This is a genomic window from Citrobacter sp. RHBSTW-00029, from assembly GCF_014104295.1.
GTDB classification, from domain to species: Bacteria; Pseudomonadota; Gammaproteobacteria; order Enterobacterales; family Enterobacteriaceae; genus Citrobacter; species Citrobacter youngae.
In genome coordinates this window covers 1,283,840-1,306,499 of sequence record NZ_JABXRT010000001.1, presented here as the reverse complement: position 1 = coordinate 1,306,499, position 22,660 = coordinate 1,283,840, and the positions used below count along the sequence as shown (strand labels likewise).

Sequence of the window (22,660 nt, the reverse complement as noted above, 5' to 3'; positions counted from 1 at the left end):
GCCTCCCGTTCTGAGAGGCGTAAAAAAACCTTTCTAAAACCTGAAACAACGGTTTATTTTAGTGAGACTCATTCTGCGGAGTGAATTTCAGCTCGATCAACGCAACCGCTTTTTGAATTGCGCGCATCGTAACGGGATCAGCGCCCGCGGGATGACTGGAAAAGTCGATGCTTTTCAGTTGACTGGACATTTTTTCCCGAACTTCTACCGGGGCAATAACATCAATAACATCCAGAATTTGCTTGATAACCAACTGGCAGGCAACAACGTCCGAGAGCAGTTCCTGATCGGCATTCAGTGTTTGGGACATAGTGAGCTCCTTATAGAAAGGTCGTCATAGTACCTATTCAGCGCTCGAAACGGTAGCGGTGCAAGCAGTACAACCGCGCTGAAAATAAAAAAACAGACCCAGTTAATTTCGTTTGAGATGGCAAGCACAACATGAGTGAACATTTAGCGGTTGAGAATAAGCGGGGTCTTTCTCCGGCTGCACTACTGGTCGCCGGGGCCTTCTTTATGGAGTTCATCGATGGCACGGTGATTGCGACGGCCCTACCCGATATGGCAAAAAGTTTCGGCGTGCAGGCCGTTGATCTGAACATCGGCATCAGTGCTTATCTGATCACGCTGGCGGTTCTCATCCCTGCCAGTGGCTGGATTGCCGATCGTTTTGGTGCCCGAAAAGTATTTACCCTGGCACTGGCGATCTTTACCTTCGCCTCAGTCTTATGTGGACTCGCCACCAGCATTGAAGGCTTTGTGGCAATGCGCATTTTACAGGGTGTCGGGGGGGCACTGATGGTGCCGGTCGGCCGCCTCGCCGTTCTGCGTACCACGCCTAAACACCAGTTAATCACCGCAATCGCCACCCTGACCTGGCCTGCCTTAGTGGCCCCAATAATTGGCCCCCCCCTGGGCGGATTTATTACCAGTTACGCCAACTGGCGCTGGATCTTCTTCATTAATGTGCCACTGGGGTTGCTGGCGATTGCGCTGGCGCTGCGTTTTATCCCGGATATTCATGATGACGAGCGACGCCCGTTCGATTTTCCCGGTTTTATTGCCACATCGGTCGCGATGGTCAGTCTGGTATATGCGATGGAACTGCTGGGAACCCAACAGCCGCAGGGCTGGTTAACCGCGGGACTTCTAGCACTTGGAATAGCCACGTTCCTGTTTGCCCTGCATCATTTTCGCCAATCCGCATGGCCGATGATTCGTCTGGATGCCATGCGCGTGCCTACATTTCGTGTCACGATGTACGGAGGCTCGCTGTTTCGTGCCTCTATCAGCGCGGTACCCTTTCTGTTGCCACTGATGTTTCAGGTTGGGTTTGGTATGAATGCTTTCCATGCCGGTTCGCTGGTGTTGGCCGTGTTTGTTGGCAACCTAACGATTAAACCCGCTACTACGCCGTTAATACGCTGGTTAGGCTTTAAAAAGCTGTTGTTGATAAACGGTGCGCTTAATGTGCTGGCGCTATTGGCGTGTGCGCTGATCACGCCGCAAACTCCCGTATGGGTAATATTACTGGTGCTGTATCTGGGCGGCGTTTTTCGCTCAATTCAGTTTACCGGTGTCAGCACGTTGGCATTTGCGGATGTTCCTGCATCGCAGATGAGCTATGCCAATACGCTGTTTAGTACAGCGACGCAACTGGCTGTTGGATTAGGGATTTCGTTGGCGGCTATCGGGATCCGTATCGGGGATCAAGTGAGTGAATGGTTGTCACTGGGTGCGATACCCGGCATCAGTTTCCGGCTGGCATTCGTCGCTATCGCCATGATTTGCCTGATAGGAATGGTTGATACCCTGCGCCTTACCCGCGATGCGGGAAGCGCAGTGTCAAATAAGCGTCGATAAGCCCGATAGTTCGCGCCATCGGGCCAACCGGGTTTAGCCAATAACTTCACGGACAAAGGCTTCGATCGCTTTATCCTGGCAGTTTTCAAAGAAACACTGCTGGAAACGTGGGCCTGAAACGGCGGTTTTCACCAGTTCAGGATCGATAGCGCGCAGGGTATCAAGATAATTTTCTTTTACTACTGCCGCTTTCACCTGGTTTAAAATCCCCGCATTACGCACCTGCGGGTCTTTCCGCTCCGGCGGATAACCTTCACCATTACGACCGGTAAACGCTTTTTCAAACATATACCGGACGTTCAGTTCAGCCCCCCAGCCAAACCCTTTCGCAAAGGCCAGCGAGAGCGCATTACCGTTGTTGATCTGCGCAAACAGGAACGCATCCGCAGGATCAAGGCAGTAGCCACACACCACGCCCGGGTGAATATTCAGTGACATCATGGCCCCCTGACCCGTACCGCAGCCCGTGACAACGAAATCAACCGCTTTTGAATTGAGCAGAATGCTGGCCATAATCCCTAAATGGATGTAAGTCAGATGGTGATCATTTTCGTCGCTCATCCCGACGTTGAACACCGGAAAACCCTTTTCATCCGCGACAGACTTAAGCTCATGGTGAATGATCGCGTTTTTGCTTGCCTGGCTGTTTTCCATCATCAATGCAATTTTCATTGTGTATTCTCCTGAATGCGTCGCGGGGGGCCCGCCGTAAGTCATGACATTTCAGCCACATTACTATTTAGCAAATCAGCTTTCAAATTTTATGAAATTAAGTTTCATAAAATATCGAGATGCTCACGGTTTTTACGCCAGCCTTCAGAATTGACTCATAAACAGGGGGTCGTTGCGATTAATCACAGGTGATCTTCTGGCTATTCAGGCCATTGATTAGCCGTGATGTATGTCAGGATAGCGTATCACCGATTTTTCAGAGCGATTTCATGAAGACCTTTATTCTTGCCCTCTTACCGCTCATGCTGACGGGATGTACCATCACCAGACAGGCTCAGGTCAGCGAAGCCAGCAGCATTACCGGCGTGGTTCGTCTGACTTACAACCAGGCCATGCTACAAACAGCACGTACAGACGATTATGTTGCTCAGGGAACGGCGACAAAAGCATGTCAGCGCATGGGTTATGCCAGTGCAGTCGGATTTGGCCAGCCGGTTGCGACCTGCAGCGTTTATGCGGGTTCTCTGTGTTTGAATACCAAAATCACGCTGTCCTGGCAGTGTCACGGTGTTGCCGTACCACAAACTTCCACTTTCCATTATTAATCATTCCGACCAGCACATCTGCTGGTCATCTATTCTATTTTTATTTATATCATCAATTTAATAGCGTTAATGCGTTTTATTCCCATTCGCATTTTTAATAAATAAATTTATTATTTTACCTTTTGCAAATAATTAAATAACAAATTATAGTGGCGCCACGTCAATATATAATAACGTTCGTGGAGCAGAACCATGCTGAAAACAGAAATGATCGACAAACTGAATGAGCAAATGAATCTTGAATTATATTCATCCCTGCTCTACCAACAGATGAGTGCGTGGTGCAGCTATCACAGCTTCGAAGGTGCCGCCGCGTTTCTGCGTCGCCACGCCCAGGAAGAAATGACGCACATGCAGCGTCTGTTCGATTACCTGACGGATACCGGCAGCCTGCCGCGTATTAATACTGTTTCTTCACCGTTTGCAGAATATGCGTCCCTGGATGAGCTGTTCCGTGTAACCTATGAGCACGAACAATTGATCACGCAGAAAATTAATGAACTGGCGCATGCGGCAATGACCCACCAGGATTATCCGACCTTTAATTTCCTGCAATGGTATGTTGCTGAGCAGCATGAAGAAGAGAAGTTATTTAAATCTGTCATCGATAAGTTATCGCTGGCCGGTAAAAGTGGCGAAGGTCTTTATTTCATCGATAAAGAACTGGCAACCCTTGATACACAGAATTAATGTTGTTGGGTAACGGTGGCTGTTTGCCACCGTTATTCGAGAATCTTAGTGACGGCAGATCTTGCTTTCATGCGTAGAGAAGCCGTCTTCTTTGGCAATAAACTTCCCCTTCGCCGCTAAAAACGCGACCAGCTCACCCGCCGTCATGCTTTCTGCTGAACAGGTGTGAAAACGTGCCTGCTCACCAAAACGCGCGGTAATTGCCGCCTCAAGGCTGGCATGTGAATACTGCTCACCAGATTCAATCATCATGTTGAGCACCTCGTGACCGTGAATAGATTCCATACTACCTCCTCAATAAAGCCCGTAGCCTAATGTGAACCGTACAACGCTGCTTTGCGCTAACGCAGGTTTATGCGGGCAGAGAGCAGATAAATATCATTTTTAATACATCTTAAGCCCCAAACATCTGTAAACATTAATATACAGCACTTGTAACGGTGATTTGACGAAAATAACGTTATGCCTTAACCTGCGCCGCAGATATAACCGTTGATTATCTCTGGGACAGAGGAAAGCGTGAAAAACAGAACCCTGGGTAGTATTTTTATCGTGGCGGGAACCACGATTGGTGCCGGTATGTTGGCAATGCCGCTGGCGGCGGCAGGCGTGGGGTTTAGCGTCACGCTGGTGTTGTTGGTTGGGTTATGGGCCCTGATGTGCTACACCGCGCTGTTGCTACTTGAAGTGTACCAGCATGTACCGGCAGACACCGGGCTTGGCACACTGGCAAAACGCTATCTGGGTCGATACGGGCAGTGGGTAACGGGCTTTAGCATGATGTTCTTGATGTATGCCCTGACCGCCGCCTACATCAGTGGTGCAGGCGAGCTGCTGGCCTCCAGCATCAGCGACTGGACCGGAACCAGCATCTCGCCCACCACAGGCGTATTGCTGTTCACCTTTGTTGCCGGTGGCGTGGTATGCGTCGGGACTTCACTGGTTGATTTATTCAATCGTCTGTTGTTCAGCGCCAAAATCATCTTCCTGGTGGTAATGCTCGCGCTGTTGATGCCGCATATTCATAAGGTGAACTTGCTTACCCTGCCGCTTCAACAAGGCCTGGCGCTTTCCGCGATCCCGGTTATTTTTACCTCATTTGGTTTTCACGGTAGCGTGCCCAGCATCGTCAGCTATATGAACGGCAACATCCGAAAACTGCGCTGGGTGTTTATCAGCGGTAGCGCCATCCCGTTAGTAGCCTATATTTTCTGGCAACTGGCCACGCTCGGTAGCATTAACTCGTCAACATTTATGGGACTTTTAGCCAATCACGCTGGCTTAAACGGTTTGTTACAGGCATTACGTGAAGTCGTGGCTTCGCCGCACGTCGAACTGGCTGTGCATCTGTTTGCCGATCTCGCACTGGCAACCTCTTTCCTCGGTGTCGCACTGGGGTTATTTGATTATCTGGCAGATCTCTTTCAACGCCGTAATACTGTGGCCGGCAGAATGCAAACTGGCGTCGTGACGTTCCTGCCACCGCTGGCATTTGCTCTTTTCTATCCGCGAGGTTTTGTCATGGCGCTGGGATATGCAGGCGTTGCTCTGGCCGTTTTGGCTCTGTTGATCCCCTCCATGCTGGCCTGGCGGAGCAGAAAACACAATCCACAGGCAAACTACCGCGTAGTGGGTGGCACGCCAGCGCTGGCGCTGGTCTTCATTTGCGGTATCGTGGTGATAGCAGTGCAGTTTTCTATTGCAGCAGGATTACTACCAGAAGTGGGTTAAAACAAAGGGGCTTTCGCCCCTTTCTGTTAATGCAAACAGCACTGCTTATATTTCTTGCCGCTGCCACAGGGACAAGGGTCATTGCGCCCTACTTTGGCATCCACTTTCACCGGTACTTTGACTGGCGTTTCCTGAGGATGCGCCATCCAGTAAGCATGCAGGTCCAGCGCAGCCAGGCGGATGGCATCGACGCTCGCTTCAAATGCCTCTGGCGTCAGTTTCTCTACCACCTCGAAGTTTTCTTCTGTCCCGTGTAGCGCAATAGCATCGAGAGCGGGTTTCAGTGAATCAGGTAGCGTTGACCAATCCGACAACGCGACGCCTCGCATATAGCCAAAGCACCACTCTTCTACAATAGTCAGCTCATGCTCTTCAATTTCACGCAGGCCGAACAGCGGTTCAAACTGCTCCGGGAACTCATCCAGACGATCGGCCGTATCCGCCATATGCTGGAACGCCAGATTCATAAAACGCGCCATTTCTTTTTCGGAGGACCAGCGCGGAACATACTGTGCACCGCCCCAGATAGCGACCAGCCACTGCTCCGGCTCGATCTCATACGGTGAACTGAGCACCGCCGTCAGTAAGCCATCCAGCTCTGACACATCCAGAATAGACTTGTCCGTATTGTACTTAGTCAGCACATCATCCAGCCATTCCAGCTCGCTCTCGTTTAGTGGTCCCGTTTTCATAACGCTTTTCCTTAGTAAAAATTCTTGCCTGTGATTATCTTACATGGCTGGTGGGATAGCAGATCCAAATGGGCATGAGCGGCTTACAGGTACCGCCAATTCAGGTTAACAGGAAACGAGGGGAATTCCGGTAGTTAACGCACAAAAGGGAGCATCAGCCGCCGGGCATCATACGCGGAAAACAGAACAAAACCACCCGAAGGTGGTTTATTGTGGCTCAATACGGTTCAACGTTGCGGTATATCCCGTTTTCGCCACCGCGTTAAGTAGCGTATCGGTAGAAAATCCCTCCGGGACGATAGCCTCTGCCTGCCGGGTCTTGAGCGAAGATTTGGCTTTAATCACCCCATCAGTTTCACGTAACGCCTGATTGACCGAAATGACACATAACGAGCAGGTCATATTTTGGATATCCAGCACCACTTTCTGATTGGCAGCCTGAGTCCACAATGGCAACAGCAAACATGCGATTAACGTAATAATCTTCACTCAAACACCTCATAAAACCAGGCCAAGATCGTGGGGTAAAACAACACGGGCAGAATCAGCGCCAACGCACACCAGTAAAGAACGCGCGCTTGCTTCAGGGACAGCCATCCGGAACACCATAGCTTTTTAGAAAAGTAGAGTCGCCAGAAAACGCGTAATAATAGCCCTAAGGACAGCAGCATCAGGGGAACGCGCAGAAACTCAAACTGAGTGAACACGGCAAAGCTCGCCGCCGAAATACCAAACAGCAGATACAGCAGCGGTCCGACGCAACATAAGCCAGCCGTGACGGCAGCCGCGGCGGCCGTCAGCAGGGTCAATCCCGCCCCTTTAGCGTTGTTCTGTTGCGACATAGTGGTAAGAGAACGCTTTCGGGTCATAGAAATTGATGGGGTCACCGTCTACTTCAGCATAAGGATAACCAAAGTTGTTCATCGCTCCCTGCTCAGTAGCCGGGTACAGTTCAAAGTCACGACCATAGTTGAAGCCAACCCAGTTCATTTCCCAGTTGCCAAACAGATAGGTATTCACTGCCTGGACGTCCGCATCCTGATGCGTTTTTTTCTCCGCCAGACGCATTTTGGTCACATCGGCCGGATCGCATGGTAACCAACCGTAACCCGCCAGGTAGAACTCCGCACGGCAGTGCTGTCCCCCGCTAACATCAGCAACACCTGCACTGTCGGCTTTGCCAAATGCGCTTTTTGAGTAGCGCTCCAGCTTGTTTGCTTTCCCCAGACGAATCCCGAACAATTCACGTGCAGGAATGCCGCTGGCTCGGGCCAGGGCGACAAAAACAGAGCTCATGTCGGTGCATTTGCCCTTGAGCTTTCCGCTTTTCAAAATCTCCGCGACATCCCCGGTTCCGCAGCCGATAACGTCATTATCACGCTCCATATGACTGCTCACCCACTCGTATATCAGGCGAGCTTTTTTCAGCGGATCTTGTTCATTACCGGTAATTTTACGCGCCGTTTCCAGGACCTGCCCATCAATCGGTGTGTGCATTGTTGGCAGCAGATACGGTTTTGCATCCAGCGGATACGTAATCTGTTCCGGTGCTTGCCAGTTTTTTAGCGCGTCATGTTGCAGTGGTTCCCAATCGGCTGTCTCAATGTCGAGATCAACCTTGATCAGCAGTTCTCCCTGCGAGTCAGGCCAACTGGCAAACAACGTTTTCGCGCCATAAGCATTGTTGGTTGTGACGTACGCCTGTTTATAATTGCCGCTAAAAGCAAGATTCGTCATTTGCTGGAATGCGGTATCAACCGGCAAAGGGATCCACAACTTCACGACACCATTCGACCCCTTTGGTGGGTTGAGCTTATACGTTTGCGATAGCACAAAGCGCCGACGTGCCACAGGCACGATTGCAGGCTCAGCAGCCTGGACCGTGCGGCTAACAATCGAAGGGCCGACTATACCGGCGGCGGAAAGGAGAACGCTATTTTTGAGAAATTGTCGACGTTGCATTGCTGTCTGTCCATGTTATGAGAGTTGAGCGGCGGCTGAATAACAAACCGTAGGCGATCATCACAGCAGACAGACGCTTCCATAAAAAGGCGAGTCGATGGAGGTTATTCATCAATAACAGACCTGTTAACTGTGAATGAAATAAGAAACTACGTGGTCGCCATTAAGCCACTTACCGGCGAGAAAGTACAGTAATGGCGGCATGAAGATCCCTCATTCTCATTAAGGAAACACCGCCGAAAACCTGTCTATATTTAAACGCAGGCACTTCCACATGTAGTCCTCCGCTTTCATGTTTCATACACTGAGGGGAAGTCAAAATGGCGATGAGAATACTGTCTATTGATGGCGGTGGCATCAGAGGCATCCTGCCAGGTATGCTATTAGTCGCACTGGAGAAAAAGTTACAAGAAAGAGTAAAAAAGCCAACAGCAAGAATCGCTGATTATTTCGATTTAGTTGCAGGCACCAGTACTGGTGCCATCCTCTGTTCTGCCTATGTGTGTCCCGACGCGACAGGAAACCCCAAATTTTCCGCACAGGAAGCCGTCAACTTCTATCTTCAGGACGGCGATGAGATTTTTGACGTCGGCATTTGGAAAAACATCACTTCATTAGGCGGTGTCAGTGATGAAAAATACTCGGCAACAGAACTGGAGCGAGTATTAAAAACAGCCTTCGGTGATACGAAACTGAGTGAATTATTAAAACCAACCTGCTTTGTTGCTTATGATGTCAGCAGTCGTCTTCCTGTGATCTTCAAACAACACTCTGCCGTAGCCAAAAAACGGGATTTTTTGGTCAGAGATGTTTTACGTGGTACCTCCGCAGCACCGACGTACTTCGAAGCAGCGCGTATTTACTCACTTCCCCCATTGCCGCAAAAGTATGTCCTGGTCGATGGTGGTGTCGTGGCGAACGATCCAGCACTGTGTGCCTATTCCGAGGCGATTAAGTTTTCAAACGTCGCTGGCATCAAAGACATGATCATTGTCTCTCTGGGTACCGGTAAAAAGCTGCAGGGTTATTCATATTCAGAGGTTAAAGACTGGGGACCCTTTGGCTGGGCGAAACCCGCTATCGATATCGCGCTCGAAGGCGGTCCGCAGATGACTGCCTACTATTTACAACAAAGCGCCTCAACGGTAAAAAACGCAAAATATTACAGGCTTCAACCCGAATTATATGGTGCCGATCCAACGCTGGATAACGCATCGCGAGAGAATTTAGAACAGCTGCATAACGCAGGACTGCAAAATGCAGCGGAATTCGACAAGACGTTAAATGAAATTGCTGCATTGTTAGTTAGCAACGGCGGGATTTTTAACTTTCAGGGATAAAACAGCCCCTGAGAACAGAGAACTAAAACCTATCCTGGCAGACGTCATTGGCGCAAACAGTTTGAGCACTGCCCAGCGGCGAAATGGCAAGCAAAATAGCCCTGATGGGATAGGTTCTGAATCAAAATATATACACATGGGTGCCAAGTTTACGGGCTAATCCCTTCGCTCCCTCGCGCATTACCGTATCGTGGTTCCAGCGAAATACCGGCGCCGCCAGTGGGGCAAGTATATTCATCCAACGAATCGTGGTTCGTACATTCCAGTCGTACCTGACAATCGTCTCCTTACCGGTATCAATAAAAGACCATACCCCGCGCCCTTCAACCTCGCCGCTGGCAGCACCTTCAAGAAGAGAGTACTGCATAATATTTAATACATTGATATCAAAGGTTAAACGATACGGAAGTACACCCTTCCAGGTGTAACGATGCAACGCTCCGATCCCCTGTATATCGCCTTTCTTGATCTCAACAACACGCTCAAGGCTTCTCCACCATTCTGGCCACTGATCCGGGTGGGAGAAAACATCCCAGACATCCTGCAGTGAAGCCTCAACCCGCCAGACTGTGGAAAACTGATAGTCAGTCATCGCCTTCTCTCCCCTATGGGGTGAAAAATCTGCGGCACCTGCCTGTGCTACGAACAGGCATAATCACCTGTGAGCTGTTTTTATTATAGTGCTTAATACAGCCAGGCCCTCCAGAATCACCGCCTCAGCCGCCAGAAAATGGTTTTACCGCCCGGATTAGAGCGCCATTAAACGCTATACTTTAATAGCCACATTATTTATGAGTATTTATCATGAAACTGCCACGGGTATTTTCATGCGCCGTCCTTGCACTACTGCTGTTGACGTCTTCATCTGTTGCAGCCGGCACATTGCAACGTCAGGCTCAACGAGAGCAAGAATTGAGTGCTGCGTTAGCTGCCGGCAATGGCGTTATCGTGATTGGCGGCGCGGATGATTTTGCGTTTACGCTCAGAGCCCGTAGCCGGATCCACAGACCCTTTGCGATTCAGGATGGCATTAACGATCCCCTCATAATGAGCGGTTTCCAGGACCATAACCCCGCCCGTGATGGGTTCATGAACAACCCGGCCCGGGGAGGGTTTATGCTGAGCACGCCTATTCGCCGATAAGCGAATGGGCTAAATCATGTTGGTGACTGGGCCGTTTTGGCGGTTTTGCTTTATTGGTGGGTATTGTGACGCACACTATTAGCTGTCAGTAAGTTTCAGGCACAAAAAAACCACCCGTAGGTGGTTTCACGACACTGCTTATTGCTTTGATTATTCTGTTCTTTCCCATGGTACCCGGAGTGGGACTTGAACCCACACAGCGCGAACGCCGAGGGATTTTAAATCATGCGCATTATCGATAGTAATCAACAAGTTAAAGGATTATTTCACCATTAATTCATTTTTTTATTATCTGAACATTCAAAAGGTTACCGCTAGCCATCGGACCCCAATGGTGAAGCTTTTACAGTCGTGAAGATCCACTGTGCGTGATTACCTGAGCCCTATTCAACATAATCTGATGAAGTGATCCTACTAACCCAATCAAACATGATTTGCATATGGTTGCCTTCAGGTACTTTAATTCCAACATGGCAAGCATTAACACCCGTGGTATCCCCTACAATAATTCTGCCATCAAGCATATAAACCCTTATGCCTACCCCTTGCTTGAAACACTTATTGCATATTGAAAAAAAATCCTGCTTTGTTGGCTCATATGGCTGTGTGTTGAATGTCCCACTAGTCACTAACTCAGTAACAATTCCAGAGTTATCCTGCAGCTCTTCAAGAGAAGCAAGAGACTCCAGTTTTACTTCGATTCTGTTGCTTCCTTTAGGAGTATCTGACGCCAGAATTAAGTTCTCATTCTGATTGAATTTTGAGATGTAACCAATTATCAACTGCCCATTGCAGCTAACCATCTTAACCAGGCAATCATGAAAACGCAGAAACTGTATCCGACGAGCGAGCATTGAATAGTCACGTGGCCACTTTTCAGCCACTCGCCCATAAGAAATATCATTCATTACCAGAACATCCATTCAATCCTGAAAGCATTATTCTAAACGAAAAAAACCCCGCCGGAGCGGGGTTTGCGCGATAAGTGTAAATTAACGCAGCAGAGACAGGACGTTCTGCGTGGTCTGGTTTGCCTGCGCCAGAACAGAAGTACCCGCCTGTTGCAGAATGTTTGCACGAGACATGTTGGACACTTCGGTCGCGTAGTCAGCATCTTCGATACGGCTACGGGCTTCAGACAGGTTGTTGACGGTGTTACCCAGGTTGGTGATGGTAGAGTTGAAACGGTTCTGTACCGCACCCAGGTCGGAACGCAGGTCAGCAACTTTCGCCAGCGCCGCGTCGATTTTAGCCAGCGGGCTTTCGGTAGTAGCAGTCGCAATTTCATTCACTTTAGGCTCAGTTTTGAAATTGTGATTTTTTACTTTCTCTGCAAGGTAGTCCTTACCACCGACGTTAGCAATTTCGGTTTTACCATTGACACCACCGAGTTGGACAGCAGCAGTTGCGGCCTTTCCATTTGCATCGGTATATGCTACTTCTTTAATGGATACTTTGTTAGATTCGTCAACTGATGCAGCATAATATTTACCGCTTGTAGTTTTCAGCGCGTAACCGCCATCAATGGCTTTATCATTTTTATCAGTAAAGGACACCTTAACCAAAGTCGCTGAAGCAGCTTCAGTAGAAGAAACCCCGCCTTTTTCGAGAGCAGCTTTTGCCGCAGCAAGGTCAGGCATTACTTTGTCTTGCAGAGTCGAGACAGTTTTGGCCCCAGCAGGAACTGTGTCCTTAGTGGCATCTTTCAAAGTTACTTCGCCATTATTAGCAACAGTAACTTCATAAGTACCATCTACAGAGTTATCTTTAACTGATGCAACATCTGCATAGTATTTATTACTGGCAGCATCAAATTTAAAATTAGTAGCAGTTGCATCGTCTACGGTCGCACCAAATTTACCCACTGCTTTAGCATCAGTAGCAAAATTAGTGGTTTTAAATGCGGCCACTGTAGTGGAGTCTTTGTATCCCAAGTTAAGATCTGCTGCAACGTCAGTAGCATCATATTTTTTCTGTACGTTCAGTGAATCCAGACCCAGGGTTTTGGAGTTGATTTCTTTCAGGTTGATATCGATGGTTTCGCCATCGTTAGCACCGACCTGAATGGTCAGGGTGTTGTCTTTTGCCAGTACTTTCACGCCGTTGAACTGGGTCTGGCCGGATACGCGGTCGATTTCGTTCAGACGCTGAGTGATTTCAGCCTGGATGGAGTCGAGGTCAGACTGGGAGTTGGTACCAGTAGAAGACTGAACCGCCAGCTCACGAACACGCTGCAGGTTGTTGTTGATTTCAGACAGAGAACCTTCAGTGGTCTGCGCGATGGAGATACCATCGTTAGCGTTACGGGACGCCTGAGTCAGACCTTTGATGTTAGAGGTGAAACGGTTTGCAATCGCCTGACCAGCAGCATCGTCTTTCGCGCTGTTGATACGCAGACCGGAAGACAGACGCTCAATAGCGGAGCTCAGAGAAGACTGAGATTTGTTCAGGTTATTCTGGGTCAACAGCGACAGGCTGTTTGTATTGATAACTTGTGCCATAAAATATTCCTTTTGGGTTATTACGCCAGGCTTGCCTGTGTCATTCAAGTTATCGTCATCAATCAATTAAACTTTACTATTTTTTTTAATCTCAACAACTAGCTGTTTCCAAATGAACTTAAACAAAACCAACCCTTAAACCTGGTGGATTACTTCTTTTCTTTGCTGCTTTTACGAGGGCATTTTTCTTAAAAATGTAAAATACACCCGACACAGAAACTGTCACTCTCCGTAATCACTTGGAATTAATTTTCTTGCTAAGAATTATTTTTAATCAGCACTAAATTAGTCATTATTCATGCCGATACTCAACTTGCCCATAATAAATTTGAACACAAAACAAGCATATCATTGCCCGCCCGTGCGGGCTTTTTTGTTTTTGCCATCACATGACAGGACAGTCATCAAACTCCCCCAGCCTCGCATCATTAATGATATAGGTGATCACCCCGAACACCGGTAGCGAAGTGCCGTATCCTTCCTTTTCGGCTGGTATCGCTTCCCTTCTCCCGTTCTCCAGGTTTATCAAGTGCGGCTTCGGGTGCGCCCGGTATCGCTTAATCCTGAATTCTCCATCCATCGCACATATCAACAACGAACCATCACATGGCGATAAAGATGAGTCGATAACCAGCAGCGCACCATTCAGTATCCCTTCACGATAATACGAAGCCGCAGCCCGCATAAAATACGTTGCTGATGGATGGCGAATAAACTGCTGGTCGAGGGAGATTCGTGTTTCAACATAATCTGCCGCAGGTGATGGGAATCCCATGTCAGTACCCTCTCTTGAATGCTGGATAGAAATACAGTATAAGTACTGTATATACATCCAGTAAAGAGGTAATGCGCAATGTTCGTGGAACTCGTTTATGACAAAAGGAATTTTGATGGTCTGCCCGGTGCAAAAGACATCATTCTGGGCGAATTGACTAAGAGGATTCACCGGATTTTCCCGGATGCTGATGTCCGGGTAAAACCGATGATGACACTGCCGGCGATCAACACTGACGCCAGTAAGCATGAGAAAGAACAGATAAGCCGGACTGTTCAGGAAATGTTTGAAGAGGCTGATATGTGGCTGGCAAATGAATAATGTTCTACAATCCTGCACAGCCTACGCAGGCGGGAGAGCGGGCCAGTTAACATGCTCAGGGTCAGTTGTCACATCGACCGCCTTAACCTCGTTTTTATAAGCCATCCACGCCGACAGTTTAGCTTTGTTGGCGTCGCTGATTTCACCCAGCATCAGCTCTGTTCGCCAGTCGAGCATTACTTTATCGGCACTGGCCAGCAAATGACTACGCTGTTTTTCAGCGTTGGCTATCGCCGCATTTCGCTGCGCGTCGGCATCTGTAACCCACTTGCCGCCATCCCATTTATCATACTGAGTGGATGGCGCAACGGTTGTGTAGCCTGAACGAATCTCCCCTATGTAATCAACGAATTCCGGGGTTCTGTCCATAGTCGAATAGACGGTAATGCCGCGATGGTCTGGCTGTTGCTCCCAGTCAGTACCGTTGAATACAGCTACAAATCCCGACCGTTTCTCTCCCGGATCGATATCCGTTGAATGCCCTGGCATGCTGACACCAGGATGAATAAATTCATCAGAGAGCCCACAGTATTCTCCCGTGGCTGCATCATAGTAAAAGCAGGTGACATTCCCCGGCTCGATAGCCAGTCCATTTTCGTCAAAAACAGGTTTCATTATTTTGCCCTCACCAGACAGTTAAATGCGATTGAACGTGGTGCGGTTTCACCGGCTCCACCGCTCTGCTGTTTTGTAGATATTTTGGGGGTGGCCACATCGTTTTCTACCGCAACCCAGGTTGAAGACACATCGTCCACGCCAACAGCCATCCTTCCTGTCGGTAGAACGTGCGTGTGTGTAATAAGGCGTGAATCCGCCCACGCCAGTAATGGCTGTACCGGGTTAACCCCACGACCATCATCAAAAATACGAATAAACTCTCCCCGCATTTCTGGAATAACCAGGCCGGGCCACACCAGCGCCAGTTTTGGGTACGTGGCGGCAGAGAATGAGGCGCCATTGGGTTTCAGAAACACCATATCCGACCATTCCGGCATGACCGTATTTGGCATTGCAGCCAATGGCCAGTAAAACGGGATTCCAATAGGGGGAGCACCCGCTCCCAAACCAAGGTTTGAGAGAGCCTCTGCAACTGCCCCATCAGCTTTAATATCGGCAAACGGGTGAGCGCGGCTTAACAGTAGTACCTTCATGGCTGTCAGTAACTGGTTATGTTTTGATTTATCCAGATCAACGCCAGTTGCTTCTACAACTCCCGCCAGTTCTTCCTGCAACATATCAAAATAATCGTTATCAAGATCTGTGGCCGGGGTTCCTGTCTGGGGGTTACCTGCAGTAAAGCCGTTCTTGCCCGCGCCGAATTTATCTTTCTGCGCAGTAGGTGTGTCAATGCGATGCATAATGTCTCCGGTTACGGATATTTGAATATTACGTAGGTATGGGACGGACAAAGTTTATTGATAACGCACTCGGCAACAGTATCGCCCCAGTAACGAATGGGCGTTTCGCAATTGTCTGAGCAGGTCATCCAGGTGGCGTCCGTTGAAGCAGGCATATTTACCTGCCAGTAATAACGCCATTCAGTTGAATAGGTCGCATCCATACACGACGACGTACATTTGAAAGGTCCCTTGTTATAGCGCGTGATAGTGGCGCCGGGCTTCCCCAGAGCGGCCAGTTGACGAAGATAGAAATCTTCGTTGATTCCTCCGGTAAGATTAACTTTTGCGTCCAGCCGTTGCTGTCGCTGCCGTAACGTCTGTGTGCCTGATGGTATGCATTCATCAGGCAGACCGCAGCACCGCTCCCATCGGCCAATAAGTTCTGCTGTGGTACGCGGATCAAACTCCTGCATGAGTTCATCAGCACGCTGATGCACCCTGAGCAAAGAAGGCGCTACGCCACTTATCGCAACATCGTCAACTGACCATGCAGGTCCGGGTGGAAGCAGCGCACTCAGTAACTGGACATAATCATCATTACTCACGCCCACGTTATTACCCCCAGTACAGCCAGTTCATTTTTTGCAACTGGCGTATCAACTGTTGGAGAAAGTAGCTTATGGCTGTACTCACCGGCGGCTATAGAAATTGCCTCGTTTGTACGGGACAGCTCAAGCGTCCCTTCCGGATAGCCGTCACGCAGCAGGAATGAACGAAGCTCGGCCTCTACTGCGGCGCGTATTTCAGGAGTATCCGGGTTCAGGTCAATGGTGTAGTTGACCGTTTTTGGCGTCCCCTTAAATACATAGAGGTCTGAACCCGCTACGGGTGCCAACGGTTCAATATGTGCCTGAGCCGCAGCAACTGTTGCATCATCAAGAATCGGGTTAATCAGGTCGCTACTGGCAATCATAACGCCAACCGTTCCCGTCCCCATCCAGTGCCGGTATGTCCACGCGCGTGTTACGCCAGGCACTTCTTTTGCCCAGACAACATAATCACCGTCAGCGCCGCCTTGCGGGGTCCAGTAGTAACGTTCCAGAACCCGTGCCCGCCAGACCTCAAGGTCTTCAATATCAAAACCGCCAGCGATCGTATCGGCCATGCCGCCGGAAGGAAGTCCGTTAACCGGCGTAACCAGTGAGAGCGCCTCACCATCATCCATATTTCCGGTTATACCTGTCATGCTGCAGACAACGGGTACACGAAGCACGCCACCGGCACTTGTTGCGTCTGCCTGAACGATGTACCGGACGAGATCGTCACGCTGAATTACCGAGCCGGCGCTCACCTTCACCCCGTTCGTTACGCCATCCCAGCGCATAAAACCTGATGCGGCCACGGCCTCTTTTCTCGGGCAGCGTTTCATCGCTGCATGCCGATAAAGCCATGACTCATCGCAAAGATCAGGCAGCATATTCATCGCCAGATAATCGATATAGCCATAAACCGTATGCAGCGCCCCGGCATAAACCCTGGCCCTGACATCTTCATCCATGCGGCGAAGCTCATCATTGATGTCAAGGCGTGCAAAAAGGTCTGTGCGGATCATGCTGATGTTTTCGGCCAATGTTGGCCGCTGAAATTCACTGTCCGCCATTGGTGATCACACTCCACAGATCGTTAAAAGAAATCGTTACCGGACCATCCCGGCGCCAGAGGACGATCGTATTCCCCAGCTCATTAATACCGGTTCGCTGGATATCAATGTCGATACGAGATACCACACCGTCATCCAGCATCCATTGAAGAGCTTCACGCAGATAGTTGCGCACGGTATTCACCAGGGCGTTCGTGAGCTTGCTCCGCTGGAGTAGCCACAATTTCGAACCATAACGGTCGTTCGCGACAACCGGCCAGGTATCGCCCCACCACCCCATCGGAACATCAGCGTTATCATCAGGATCGGCGCGGCGGTGGGTGAATAAAGAAATCACTACAGCGCGGGTGAGCGGATCAAGCTGAGAACCGGCGCTTACCCGTTTCCCATTTACCGTAAGCCAAAGTTCCATCACACCCCCATTTGTTTATCAGGTGTATCGGTGTTATTGCCCTGCCCGTTTTCTCTGTGTTTATGCCCGTTATAAGCAACACGCATCGCCGACATTGTCTGGCCAGAAGTATCACAGAGGTCTTTTATCTGGCCCGTTGACTCAATATCCATTTCAAAGCGGGCTTTAGGCGCGTTTTTAAACGTAATCACCTTGCCACCACCATCAACAACAATCCCGGCGCGTGTCAGCGTGACTGACTGCCCCTGGTCATCGTAGAGAGCAACCTCCCCCGTTTTGAGCCCCTTCATGCGATAGCGACGATCAGACACGGTGATCGCAACGGCGTGAGAACGGTCACCATCAGGAAACAAAACAACAGCCTCAGCCCCCGCTTGTGCACGAGAAGTGAAGCCATAGGGTTCAAGGTGCTCAATACCCGCCTTTTGCTGCCCAGCCAGTAACTCAGCATCTATCATCTGGCACTTAGAAGCCGCGTTGATACTCTTCACCACAGCGCGGCCAATGAGTCCTAACAGTTGCCTTTGCAGACTTTGCATCACGCTCATCAGAACGGGTCCTCTTTGACTTTCCGTTTTTTGCCACGCTTCTTGCTGTCATTTTCAGGTTCTGGCAGATAGGCATCCGGCGGCCCGACACGTAGTTCGGTTATTGTGCCGTTGTTGTCTTTAGTGAATGACACTTCAGAAATGAGCAGCTCGCGGTTATTGAAGCCACAAATGGGGTCACAGACGATAACGCGCTGGTTTGGTTGCCACAGTGAACCGTCACCCTGCCGCCAGCCCCACACTGTGTACGTGGTTTCATCGGTACGTGCAGCTCGCTGGCGCGCCTCGAATTCAGCACGCGCAATACAACTGGCTCCTGTTGACTGCCCCGTCTGCTGTACTGCCATGGGACGATAGCGGCCAATTGATGCGTCTGTTGTTTTTGCGCGAAGCGCCGTTGTTGTCGCAGCCCCAAAATCATCATCGTTTCCGGCACGCTGCCCCGATACCTGGTAGGTTGAAAAACGTTCACGAATGCTTTTCTCGGTATCGCAGGAAATAACGTTTTTACCCAGCACCAGAGCTGTATGAGCCCGCGTGCTACCAATACCGCCGATAACAAGTCTGCCTAGAGGGTCGTCGTAGGCCAGCGCCTGCTGTTGTCCAAGCATCTTGTTGAGGACTTCGATGACCGTTTCACCGTGATCGGGTTGTACACCGGGAATGGCGCCACCCGGTGCACCAGCGTTTACAACCGCTATACCGAAAGGTCTGGCGAGCGCCGATGCTACCTGAACGAGGGATTGTCCATTGAACTGAGTCGGCTCAGCGGAACAATCAATCAGATCGGCGGTAAGGCTGCGCCCGCTAATTCCGACGCTAATTGAATGCGCATCGTAGCGGACCGGTGTAGCTTCAATCCAACCGGTAACCACCAGATCATCACCAATGAGCACCTCTACTTTGTCGCCGTTTTTAACGCGAGGCTGAAGCGATGCAACACCATCTCCACCGGGCCATTGCCGGGTGATCTCCACGCTGAAATCACGCGCCAGCCTCTCTATCCCCGCACCAATTCGAATTGACGTCCAGCCGCCCCATTCACGTCCGTTAACCCTCAGCGTTACGTTATCGTTCATCGTACAGGAACCCTCAGTGGAGATACCGGCACAAAGCCTGGGTGAGCCACAGCATTACGCCTGACAATGTCAGACTCCCGTGCAGCGTTATCGAACCAGGTCGCTGCCAGAACCAGTGCCGGAGTTACCTCATCAGGCGTCCTGATAACTGTCTTTTGGGTCTGCACAAGGCGGTGTTTTATGTCGTTGTTAAGGTCAGACTTCACCCGGCGCAAAGCCAGAAACAAACGGTCATCGGTAGTACGTGATAGCTCTTTATCAATAGCGGTATTCAGCGTGTCGCGGATATCAACGAGGTCATCCCACGTCGGCACATCAACCACTACCGTTTCATCTGGTACATTATTCAACTCAGGATGAGTCACAGAAGGCCAGCCAGTGGGCTGCAGGCTTTGTTCGCCTGTCGTGATAACTGGCGCGGGTAACGTCGTGACAGCATAAGCCGCTTCGCTTATTGCTGTTGTGCGAATCGCACTGGCAACATAATTACTTTGCTGCTTCTGGTTCTGCGTCGTCCTGCTGTCCGTTTTCCATACTCCACGCGGAGCCAGATCGCTGCCCAGGGATATGCCGGAGAAATTTTTAATCATTGTGTACAGGTCGCTGGCATTACCAGCGAGCCGGTTCCCCGAACGCCACATTGTCTGCAACTGGTCAACAAAGCCTTTACCTGAAGATGGCGGCGGGAGCAGAACAGAAATATCACCCTGCATTAGCCGTGCGGCGGCGGAAATACCGGAATCCACCATCGCCATTTTGTCAGAGACATAGCCCAGCATGCTGGTCGCATCGTCAATCACGCCGTTCTGGACGAAATCAGGCATTCCGTCCATGCCAAACTGGTCGAAGTTATCACTGATGCAGTCATCAAGAGCAGAGCAGGAGGAAACCAGCGTGTTCGCTGTTGCTGCACCAGCAGTTGGATATTCAAGTTCACCCGCTTCAACGAACTGCAGATCAAAGCGCACCATCCGCCCTTCACTACGGGTCGTGCTAACACGGATCTCACCATCAACACAGACGTTAAGCTCACCATATGTTGGATGCACCAGAGTGCCTGGTCCTGGTTTATTCAGTGCTTCTATCAGCCTGTCTCGCTGGTCAAAACAATCATCACCGATAACATAGGCTGTGATATTCGGGCGAAAAGTAACCCTGCCCAAATCTTCAGTATATGGTTTGTCTCTGTTCGGGTATTCGTGCGTTTCGACACGACGACCTACCGGAGCCCCCTCGTCTTCCGTCTTAAATGTAACCCCGCGAAATGATGCTTCCACCAGCCGATCTTTCCACGCCATAAATACTCCGGACATAAAAAACCCGCCGAAGCGGGTTATATTGAACATGACTGATGAGTTAACTGCCTCTGCTAAAACGACTGTATCCCACATCGTAAGAAAGCCACGGTGTCGCGCTTCCGGCAGGTGTCGCAACGCGCATTCCTGGCGGCGCATTATCGAAAGACACGTTAAGCTCGCTACGCTGCGTCTGTGGGGATAGTGCCCGATCCATAGCGGCGCCGGGTCTCAGCAGTGGAACTACAGGTTGATAGCTATCCCTTGTAGTCTGACCCGCAAACATTTCTCTTTGCTGCCTGTTGTTATACCAGCCGCCTGAATTCCAGCGGTTCTTCAGGGAATCCCAGAATGAGTCGGTATGATCGGCCTCTTTTGCCGCATCGGCGATTTCCTTGAGTTGCTCAAACATATAAATGGCAACCGCAATCTGAACTGTCGTGGTACCCAGCATGGCGATTTTCCCAAGAACGCCTGATAACTGGCTCGCAAGAGCAAAGGCTGTACGCAGTGAACCGATGGTTTTCACTGTAAATGCACCGGTCATGTACATCCCAACACCACCCAGTATGGTTTCCCATCCCCCCATTGCCTGCGCAACATTATCCACCTCCTGCCAGACATCTTTAATAACTGGCGCAACATCATCCCAGTTATTAATGATTAGCATAGCTCCCGCTGCCAGTGCAGCAATCGCCAGTTTCGCAGGTGAAAGATTGATAACGCTATTGAGTATCCGGAAGGCGCGTGAAAGAACGCCAACAGCACTACCGGCCACCAGGAGTGCTGCCCCGAGTTTAGCGACTGACTTCACCATCTCTGGATTTTCTCTGACCAGGTCGCGGACATGCTCCAGCCATAGCATCACGGCTTCTGCCGCTTCATTGATAACCGGAAGGAAGGTATCCCCCAGCGTGACAGAAATGGCGTTAACACTGTTTCTCAGCAGGGTTAACTGGTTTTCCGTGGTAGCCGCACGAGAAGCATATTCCTTTTGCATCGAGCCGCCGTACTGCTGGGCGTCTGCCACTCGCTCAAAGTTGATACGCAACAGGTCCATATTGGTGAGAAGTGGTGCTATCGCACCAGCAGACTCACTGCCAAACAACATATTCATCGCCGCAGCCTGCTTTTCTTTCGGGATTTTTGATATCCCGTCAAGCACCTTCAGCATCGTGCCTTTCGAATCTTTCTGCATATCTGCAGCCAGCTTTTTCGGGTTAATCTTCAGGGCGGCGAGAACCGTTCTCTGCGCTTTGGTTGCTGCGCCACCTGAAGTTAAGGCTTTCATGAAGTTTTTAATGCCTGTTGCAGCAATTTCAGGCTCCACACCCATGCCGGCAATCGTTGCCCCCAGCGCCGCAATCTCACCCGAAGCAACCCCGGCAATCTCGCCAAGCGGCCCGATTCGGGTCACAATCTCTGATATTTTTCCGGCATTCGCTGGCCCGGTATTCCCCAGATAGTTAATTTTATCAGCCAGAACCACCACATCATCCTGGGTCAGTCTGAACGCAGTTCGCCACTGTGCCATCATCTGACCAGACTCTTCGGCGGTGGTGTCAAACGCCACTCCCATTTTTACCGCGTCGCTGGCAAACTGCATCAGATCGCTTCGTGCGATGCCAGCCTGACCGCCTGCTGCGACGATCTCTGCAATACCCTCAGCAGCCATCGGTAACTGGGTGGAGAGTGTCAGGATATCGTCGCTCATCGCTGCAAAGGCATTCCTGTCGTCCAGACCATCAACAACCTTACGGATGTCGGCCATTTTCGACTCAAATCCCATTGCCGCATTAACAGGCATAGCCAGTGCGCCGAGAATGGCCGCCCCGGCGGCAGTAGCGCCCACTGACAGCCCGGCAATTTCCTTCTGAAATCCCTTTAACTTTTTCTGCATCCCTTTCATTGGCCCTGACAACCGGTCAACGGCGGTAATAATCGCTTTTAGTTGAAAGTCATCAGCCATGTTTTATTTCCTCGTTAATGCGAACGGCCTCGCGCTCCAGCGTCAGGAACTCAGAAATCGCC

Annotated in this window: 27 protein-coding genes; 7 read left to right on the top strand and 20 right to left on the bottom strand. The window is 50.2% G+C overall.

Annotated features, from left to right (window positions below; all coding sequences use genetic code 11):
- Positions 1-58: 58 nt before the first annotated feature.
- On the bottom strand, positions 59-310 hold the full coding sequence (locus HV041_RS06440) for a DUF2766 family protein (RefSeq protein WP_005127709.1): 252 nt from the start codon (positions 308-310) through the stop codon (positions 59-61).
- Positions 311-441: 131 nt separating this feature from the next.
- Between HV041_RS06440 and HV041_RS06435 the strand changes: the two genes are divergently transcribed.
- Entirely contained in the window at positions 442-1,863 is a 1,422-nt protein-coding gene (locus tag HV041_RS06435) for an MFS transporter (protein ID WP_048211339.1), read from the top strand.
- 33 nt (positions 1,864-1,896) lie between these two features.
- Here the strand turns inward: HV041_RS06435 and HV041_RS06430 are convergent, their stop codons facing one another.
- Positions 1,897-2,535 (bottom strand): RpiB/LacA/LacB family sugar-phosphate isomerase, encoded by a 639-nt coding sequence (locus tag HV041_RS06430; protein WP_061068094.1) that lies wholly within the window; start codon positions 2,533-2,535, stop codon positions 1,897-1,899.
- 269 nt (positions 2,536-2,804) lie between these two features.
- On the opposite strand from HV041_RS06430, the gene yecR reads away from it, so the two are divergent.
- Positions 2,805-3,140: a YecR family lipoprotein gene (gene yecR, locus HV041_RS06425; RefSeq protein ID WP_048211338.1), complete on the top strand. Its 336-nt coding sequence runs from the start codon at positions 2,805-2,807 to the stop codon at positions 3,138-3,140.
- 192 nt (positions 3,141-3,332) lie between these two features.
- Complete coding sequence (ftnA, locus tag HV041_RS06420) at positions 3,333-3,830, top strand: non-heme ferritin (protein WP_005127719.1); 498 nt, start codon at positions 3,333-3,335, stop codon at positions 3,828-3,830.
- A 45-nt stretch (positions 3,831-3,875) separates the two neighbouring features.
- Here ftnA and HV041_RS06415 read toward each other — a convergent pair whose 3' ends face one another.
- The gene (locus HV041_RS06415) at positions 3,876-4,115 is read right to left on the bottom strand and encodes a YecH family metal-binding protein (RefSeq protein WP_048211337.1); all 240 of its coding nucleotides are present in this window, start codon (positions 4,113-4,115) and stop codon (positions 3,876-3,878) included.
- A 234-nt stretch (positions 4,116-4,349) separates the two neighbouring features.
- Here HV041_RS06415 and tyrP point away from each other — a divergent pair, with 234 nt between their 5' ends.
- Complete coding sequence (tyrP, locus tag HV041_RS06410) at positions 4,350-5,561, top strand: tyrosine transporter TyrP (protein ID WP_061068096.1); 1,212 nt, start codon at positions 4,350-4,352, stop codon at positions 5,559-5,561.
- A gap of 26 nt (positions 5,562-5,587) precedes the next feature.
- Here tyrP and HV041_RS06405 read toward each other — a convergent pair whose 3' ends face one another.
- From HV041_RS06405 to HV041_RS06390, 4 genes are all read right to left on the bottom strand, one after another.
- Positions 5,588-6,253, bottom strand: a complete 666-nt coding sequence (locus HV041_RS06405; protein WP_048211335.1) for a YecA family protein — start codon at positions 6,251-6,253, stop codon at positions 5,588-5,590.
- Positions 6,254-6,460: 207 nt separating this feature from the next.
- A complete protein-coding gene (locus tag HV041_RS06400; protein ID WP_048211334.1) occupies positions 6,461-6,742 on the bottom strand; it encodes a heavy metal-associated domain-containing protein in 282 nt (93 codons plus the stop codon).
- Positions 6,739-7,095: a mercuric transporter MerT family protein gene (locus HV041_RS06395; protein ID WP_121584762.1), complete on the bottom strand. Its 357-nt coding sequence runs from the start codon at positions 7,093-7,095 to the stop codon at positions 6,739-6,741. Before HV041_RS06395 ends, HV041_RS06400 begins: the two co-directional genes overlap by 4 nt.
- Complete coding sequence (locus tag HV041_RS06390; RefSeq protein ID WP_115643236.1) at positions 7,073-8,215, bottom strand: transglutaminase family protein; 1,143 nt, start codon at positions 8,213-8,215, stop codon at positions 7,073-7,075. Before HV041_RS06390 ends, HV041_RS06395 begins: the two co-directional genes overlap by 23 nt.
- A 320-nt stretch (positions 8,216-8,535) precedes the next feature.
- Between HV041_RS06390 and HV041_RS06385 the strand changes: the two genes are divergently transcribed.
- Positions 8,536-9,555 (top strand): patatin-like phospholipase family protein, encoded by a 1,020-nt coding sequence (locus HV041_RS06385; RefSeq protein WP_121584763.1) that lies wholly within the window; start codon positions 8,536-8,538, stop codon positions 9,553-9,555.
- A 121-nt stretch (positions 9,556-9,676) separates the two neighbouring features.
- Here HV041_RS06385 and HV041_RS06380 read toward each other — a convergent pair whose 3' ends face one another.
- Positions 9,677-10,147 carry an SRPBCC family protein gene (locus HV041_RS06380; RefSeq protein ID WP_048211330.1) on the bottom strand — a complete coding sequence of 157 codons (471 nt, stop codon included), beginning with the start codon at positions 10,145-10,147 and terminating at the stop codon, positions 9,677-9,679.
- Between the two features lie 212 nt (positions 10,148-10,359).
- Between HV041_RS06380 and HV041_RS06375 the strand changes: the two genes are divergently transcribed.
- Complete coding sequence (locus tag HV041_RS06375; protein ID WP_121584764.1) at positions 10,360-10,698, top strand: hypothetical protein; 339 nt, start codon at positions 10,360-10,362, stop codon at positions 10,696-10,698.
- Between the two features lie 383 nt (positions 10,699-11,081).
- On the opposite strand, the gene HV041_RS06370 is transcribed toward HV041_RS06375, so the two are convergent.
- The 3 genes from HV041_RS06370 to HV041_RS06360 form a co-directional block, all read right to left on the bottom strand.
- The gene (locus HV041_RS06370) at positions 11,082-11,606 is read right to left on the bottom strand and encodes a phase 1 flagellin transcriptional repressor (protein WP_182294277.1); all 525 of its coding nucleotides are present in this window, start codon (positions 11,604-11,606) and stop codon (positions 11,082-11,084) included.
- Between the two features lie 84 nt (positions 11,607-11,690).
- Complete coding sequence (locus tag HV041_RS06365; RefSeq protein ID WP_182294108.1) at positions 11,691-13,199, bottom strand: FliC/FljB family flagellin; 1,509 nt, start codon at positions 13,197-13,199, stop codon at positions 11,691-11,693.
- 385 nt (positions 13,200-13,584) lie between these two features.
- On the bottom strand, positions 13,585-14,031 hold the full coding sequence (locus HV041_RS06360) for a S24 family peptidase (protein ID WP_226814009.1): 447 nt from the start codon (positions 14,029-14,031) through the stop codon (positions 13,585-13,587).
- A 21-nt stretch (positions 14,032-14,052) separates the two neighbouring features.
- Here HV041_RS06360 and HV041_RS06355 point away from each other — a divergent pair, with 21 nt between their 5' ends.
- Positions 14,053-14,295 carry a DinI family protein gene (locus HV041_RS06355; protein WP_182294107.1) on the top strand — a complete coding sequence of 81 codons (243 nt, stop codon included), beginning with the start codon at positions 14,053-14,055 and terminating at the stop codon, positions 14,293-14,295.
- A 21-nt stretch (positions 14,296-14,316) separates the two neighbouring features.
- Here HV041_RS06355 and HV041_RS06350 read toward each other — a convergent pair whose 3' ends face one another.
- The 9 genes from HV041_RS06350 to HV041_RS06310 are packed head-to-tail and all read right to left on the bottom strand — an operon-like array spanning position 14,317 to position 22,598.
- Positions 14,317-14,910: a tail fiber assembly protein gene (locus HV041_RS06350; RefSeq protein WP_182294106.1), complete on the bottom strand. Its 594-nt coding sequence runs from the start codon at positions 14,908-14,910 to the stop codon at positions 14,317-14,319.
- Positions 14,910-15,653: an integrase gene (locus HV041_RS06345; RefSeq protein ID WP_182294105.1), complete on the bottom strand. Its 744-nt coding sequence runs from the start codon at positions 15,651-15,653 to the stop codon at positions 14,910-14,912. The genes HV041_RS06350 and HV041_RS06345 overlap by 1 nt, the downstream gene beginning before the upstream one ends.
- An 11-nt stretch (positions 15,654-15,664) precedes the next feature.
- The gene (locus HV041_RS06340) at positions 15,665-16,246 is read right to left on the bottom strand and encodes a YmfQ family protein (RefSeq protein ID WP_137363642.1); all 582 of its coding nucleotides are present in this window, start codon (positions 16,244-16,246) and stop codon (positions 15,665-15,667) included.
- On the bottom strand, positions 16,237-17,295 hold the full coding sequence (locus HV041_RS06335; RefSeq protein ID WP_182294104.1) for a baseplate J/gp47 family protein: 1,059 nt from the start codon (positions 17,293-17,295) through the stop codon (positions 16,237-16,239). The genes HV041_RS06340 and HV041_RS06335 overlap by 10 nt, the downstream gene beginning before the upstream one ends.
- Positions 17,282-17,707 (bottom strand): phage GP46 family protein, encoded by a 426-nt coding sequence (locus HV041_RS06330; RefSeq protein WP_005120666.1) that lies wholly within the window; start codon positions 17,705-17,707, stop codon positions 17,282-17,284. Before HV041_RS06330 ends, HV041_RS06335 begins: the two co-directional genes overlap by 14 nt.
- Complete coding sequence (locus HV041_RS06325; RefSeq protein ID WP_182294103.1) at positions 17,707-18,255, bottom strand: phage baseplate assembly protein V; 549 nt, start codon at positions 18,253-18,255, stop codon at positions 17,707-17,709. Before HV041_RS06325 ends, HV041_RS06330 begins: the two co-directional genes overlap by 1 nt.
- Positions 18,255-19,334, bottom strand: coding sequence for a phage baseplate assembly protein (locus HV041_RS06320; RefSeq protein WP_182294102.1), 1,080 nt, complete (start codon positions 19,332-19,334; stop codon positions 18,255-18,257). The genes HV041_RS06325 and HV041_RS06320 overlap by 1 nt, the downstream gene beginning before the upstream one ends.
- The gene (locus tag HV041_RS06315; protein WP_182294101.1) at positions 19,331-20,632 is read right to left on the bottom strand and encodes a DNA circularization N-terminal domain-containing protein; all 1,302 of its coding nucleotides are present in this window, start codon (positions 20,630-20,632) and stop codon (positions 19,331-19,333) included. The genes HV041_RS06320 and HV041_RS06315 overlap by 4 nt, the downstream gene beginning before the upstream one ends.
- A gap of 58 nt (positions 20,633-20,690) precedes the next feature.
- Positions 20,691-22,598 carry a phage tail tape measure protein gene (locus HV041_RS06310; protein ID WP_182294100.1) on the bottom strand — a complete coding sequence of 636 codons (1,908 nt, stop codon included), beginning with the start codon at positions 22,596-22,598 and terminating at the stop codon, positions 20,691-20,693.
- Positions 22,599-22,660: the final 62 nt, after the last annotated feature.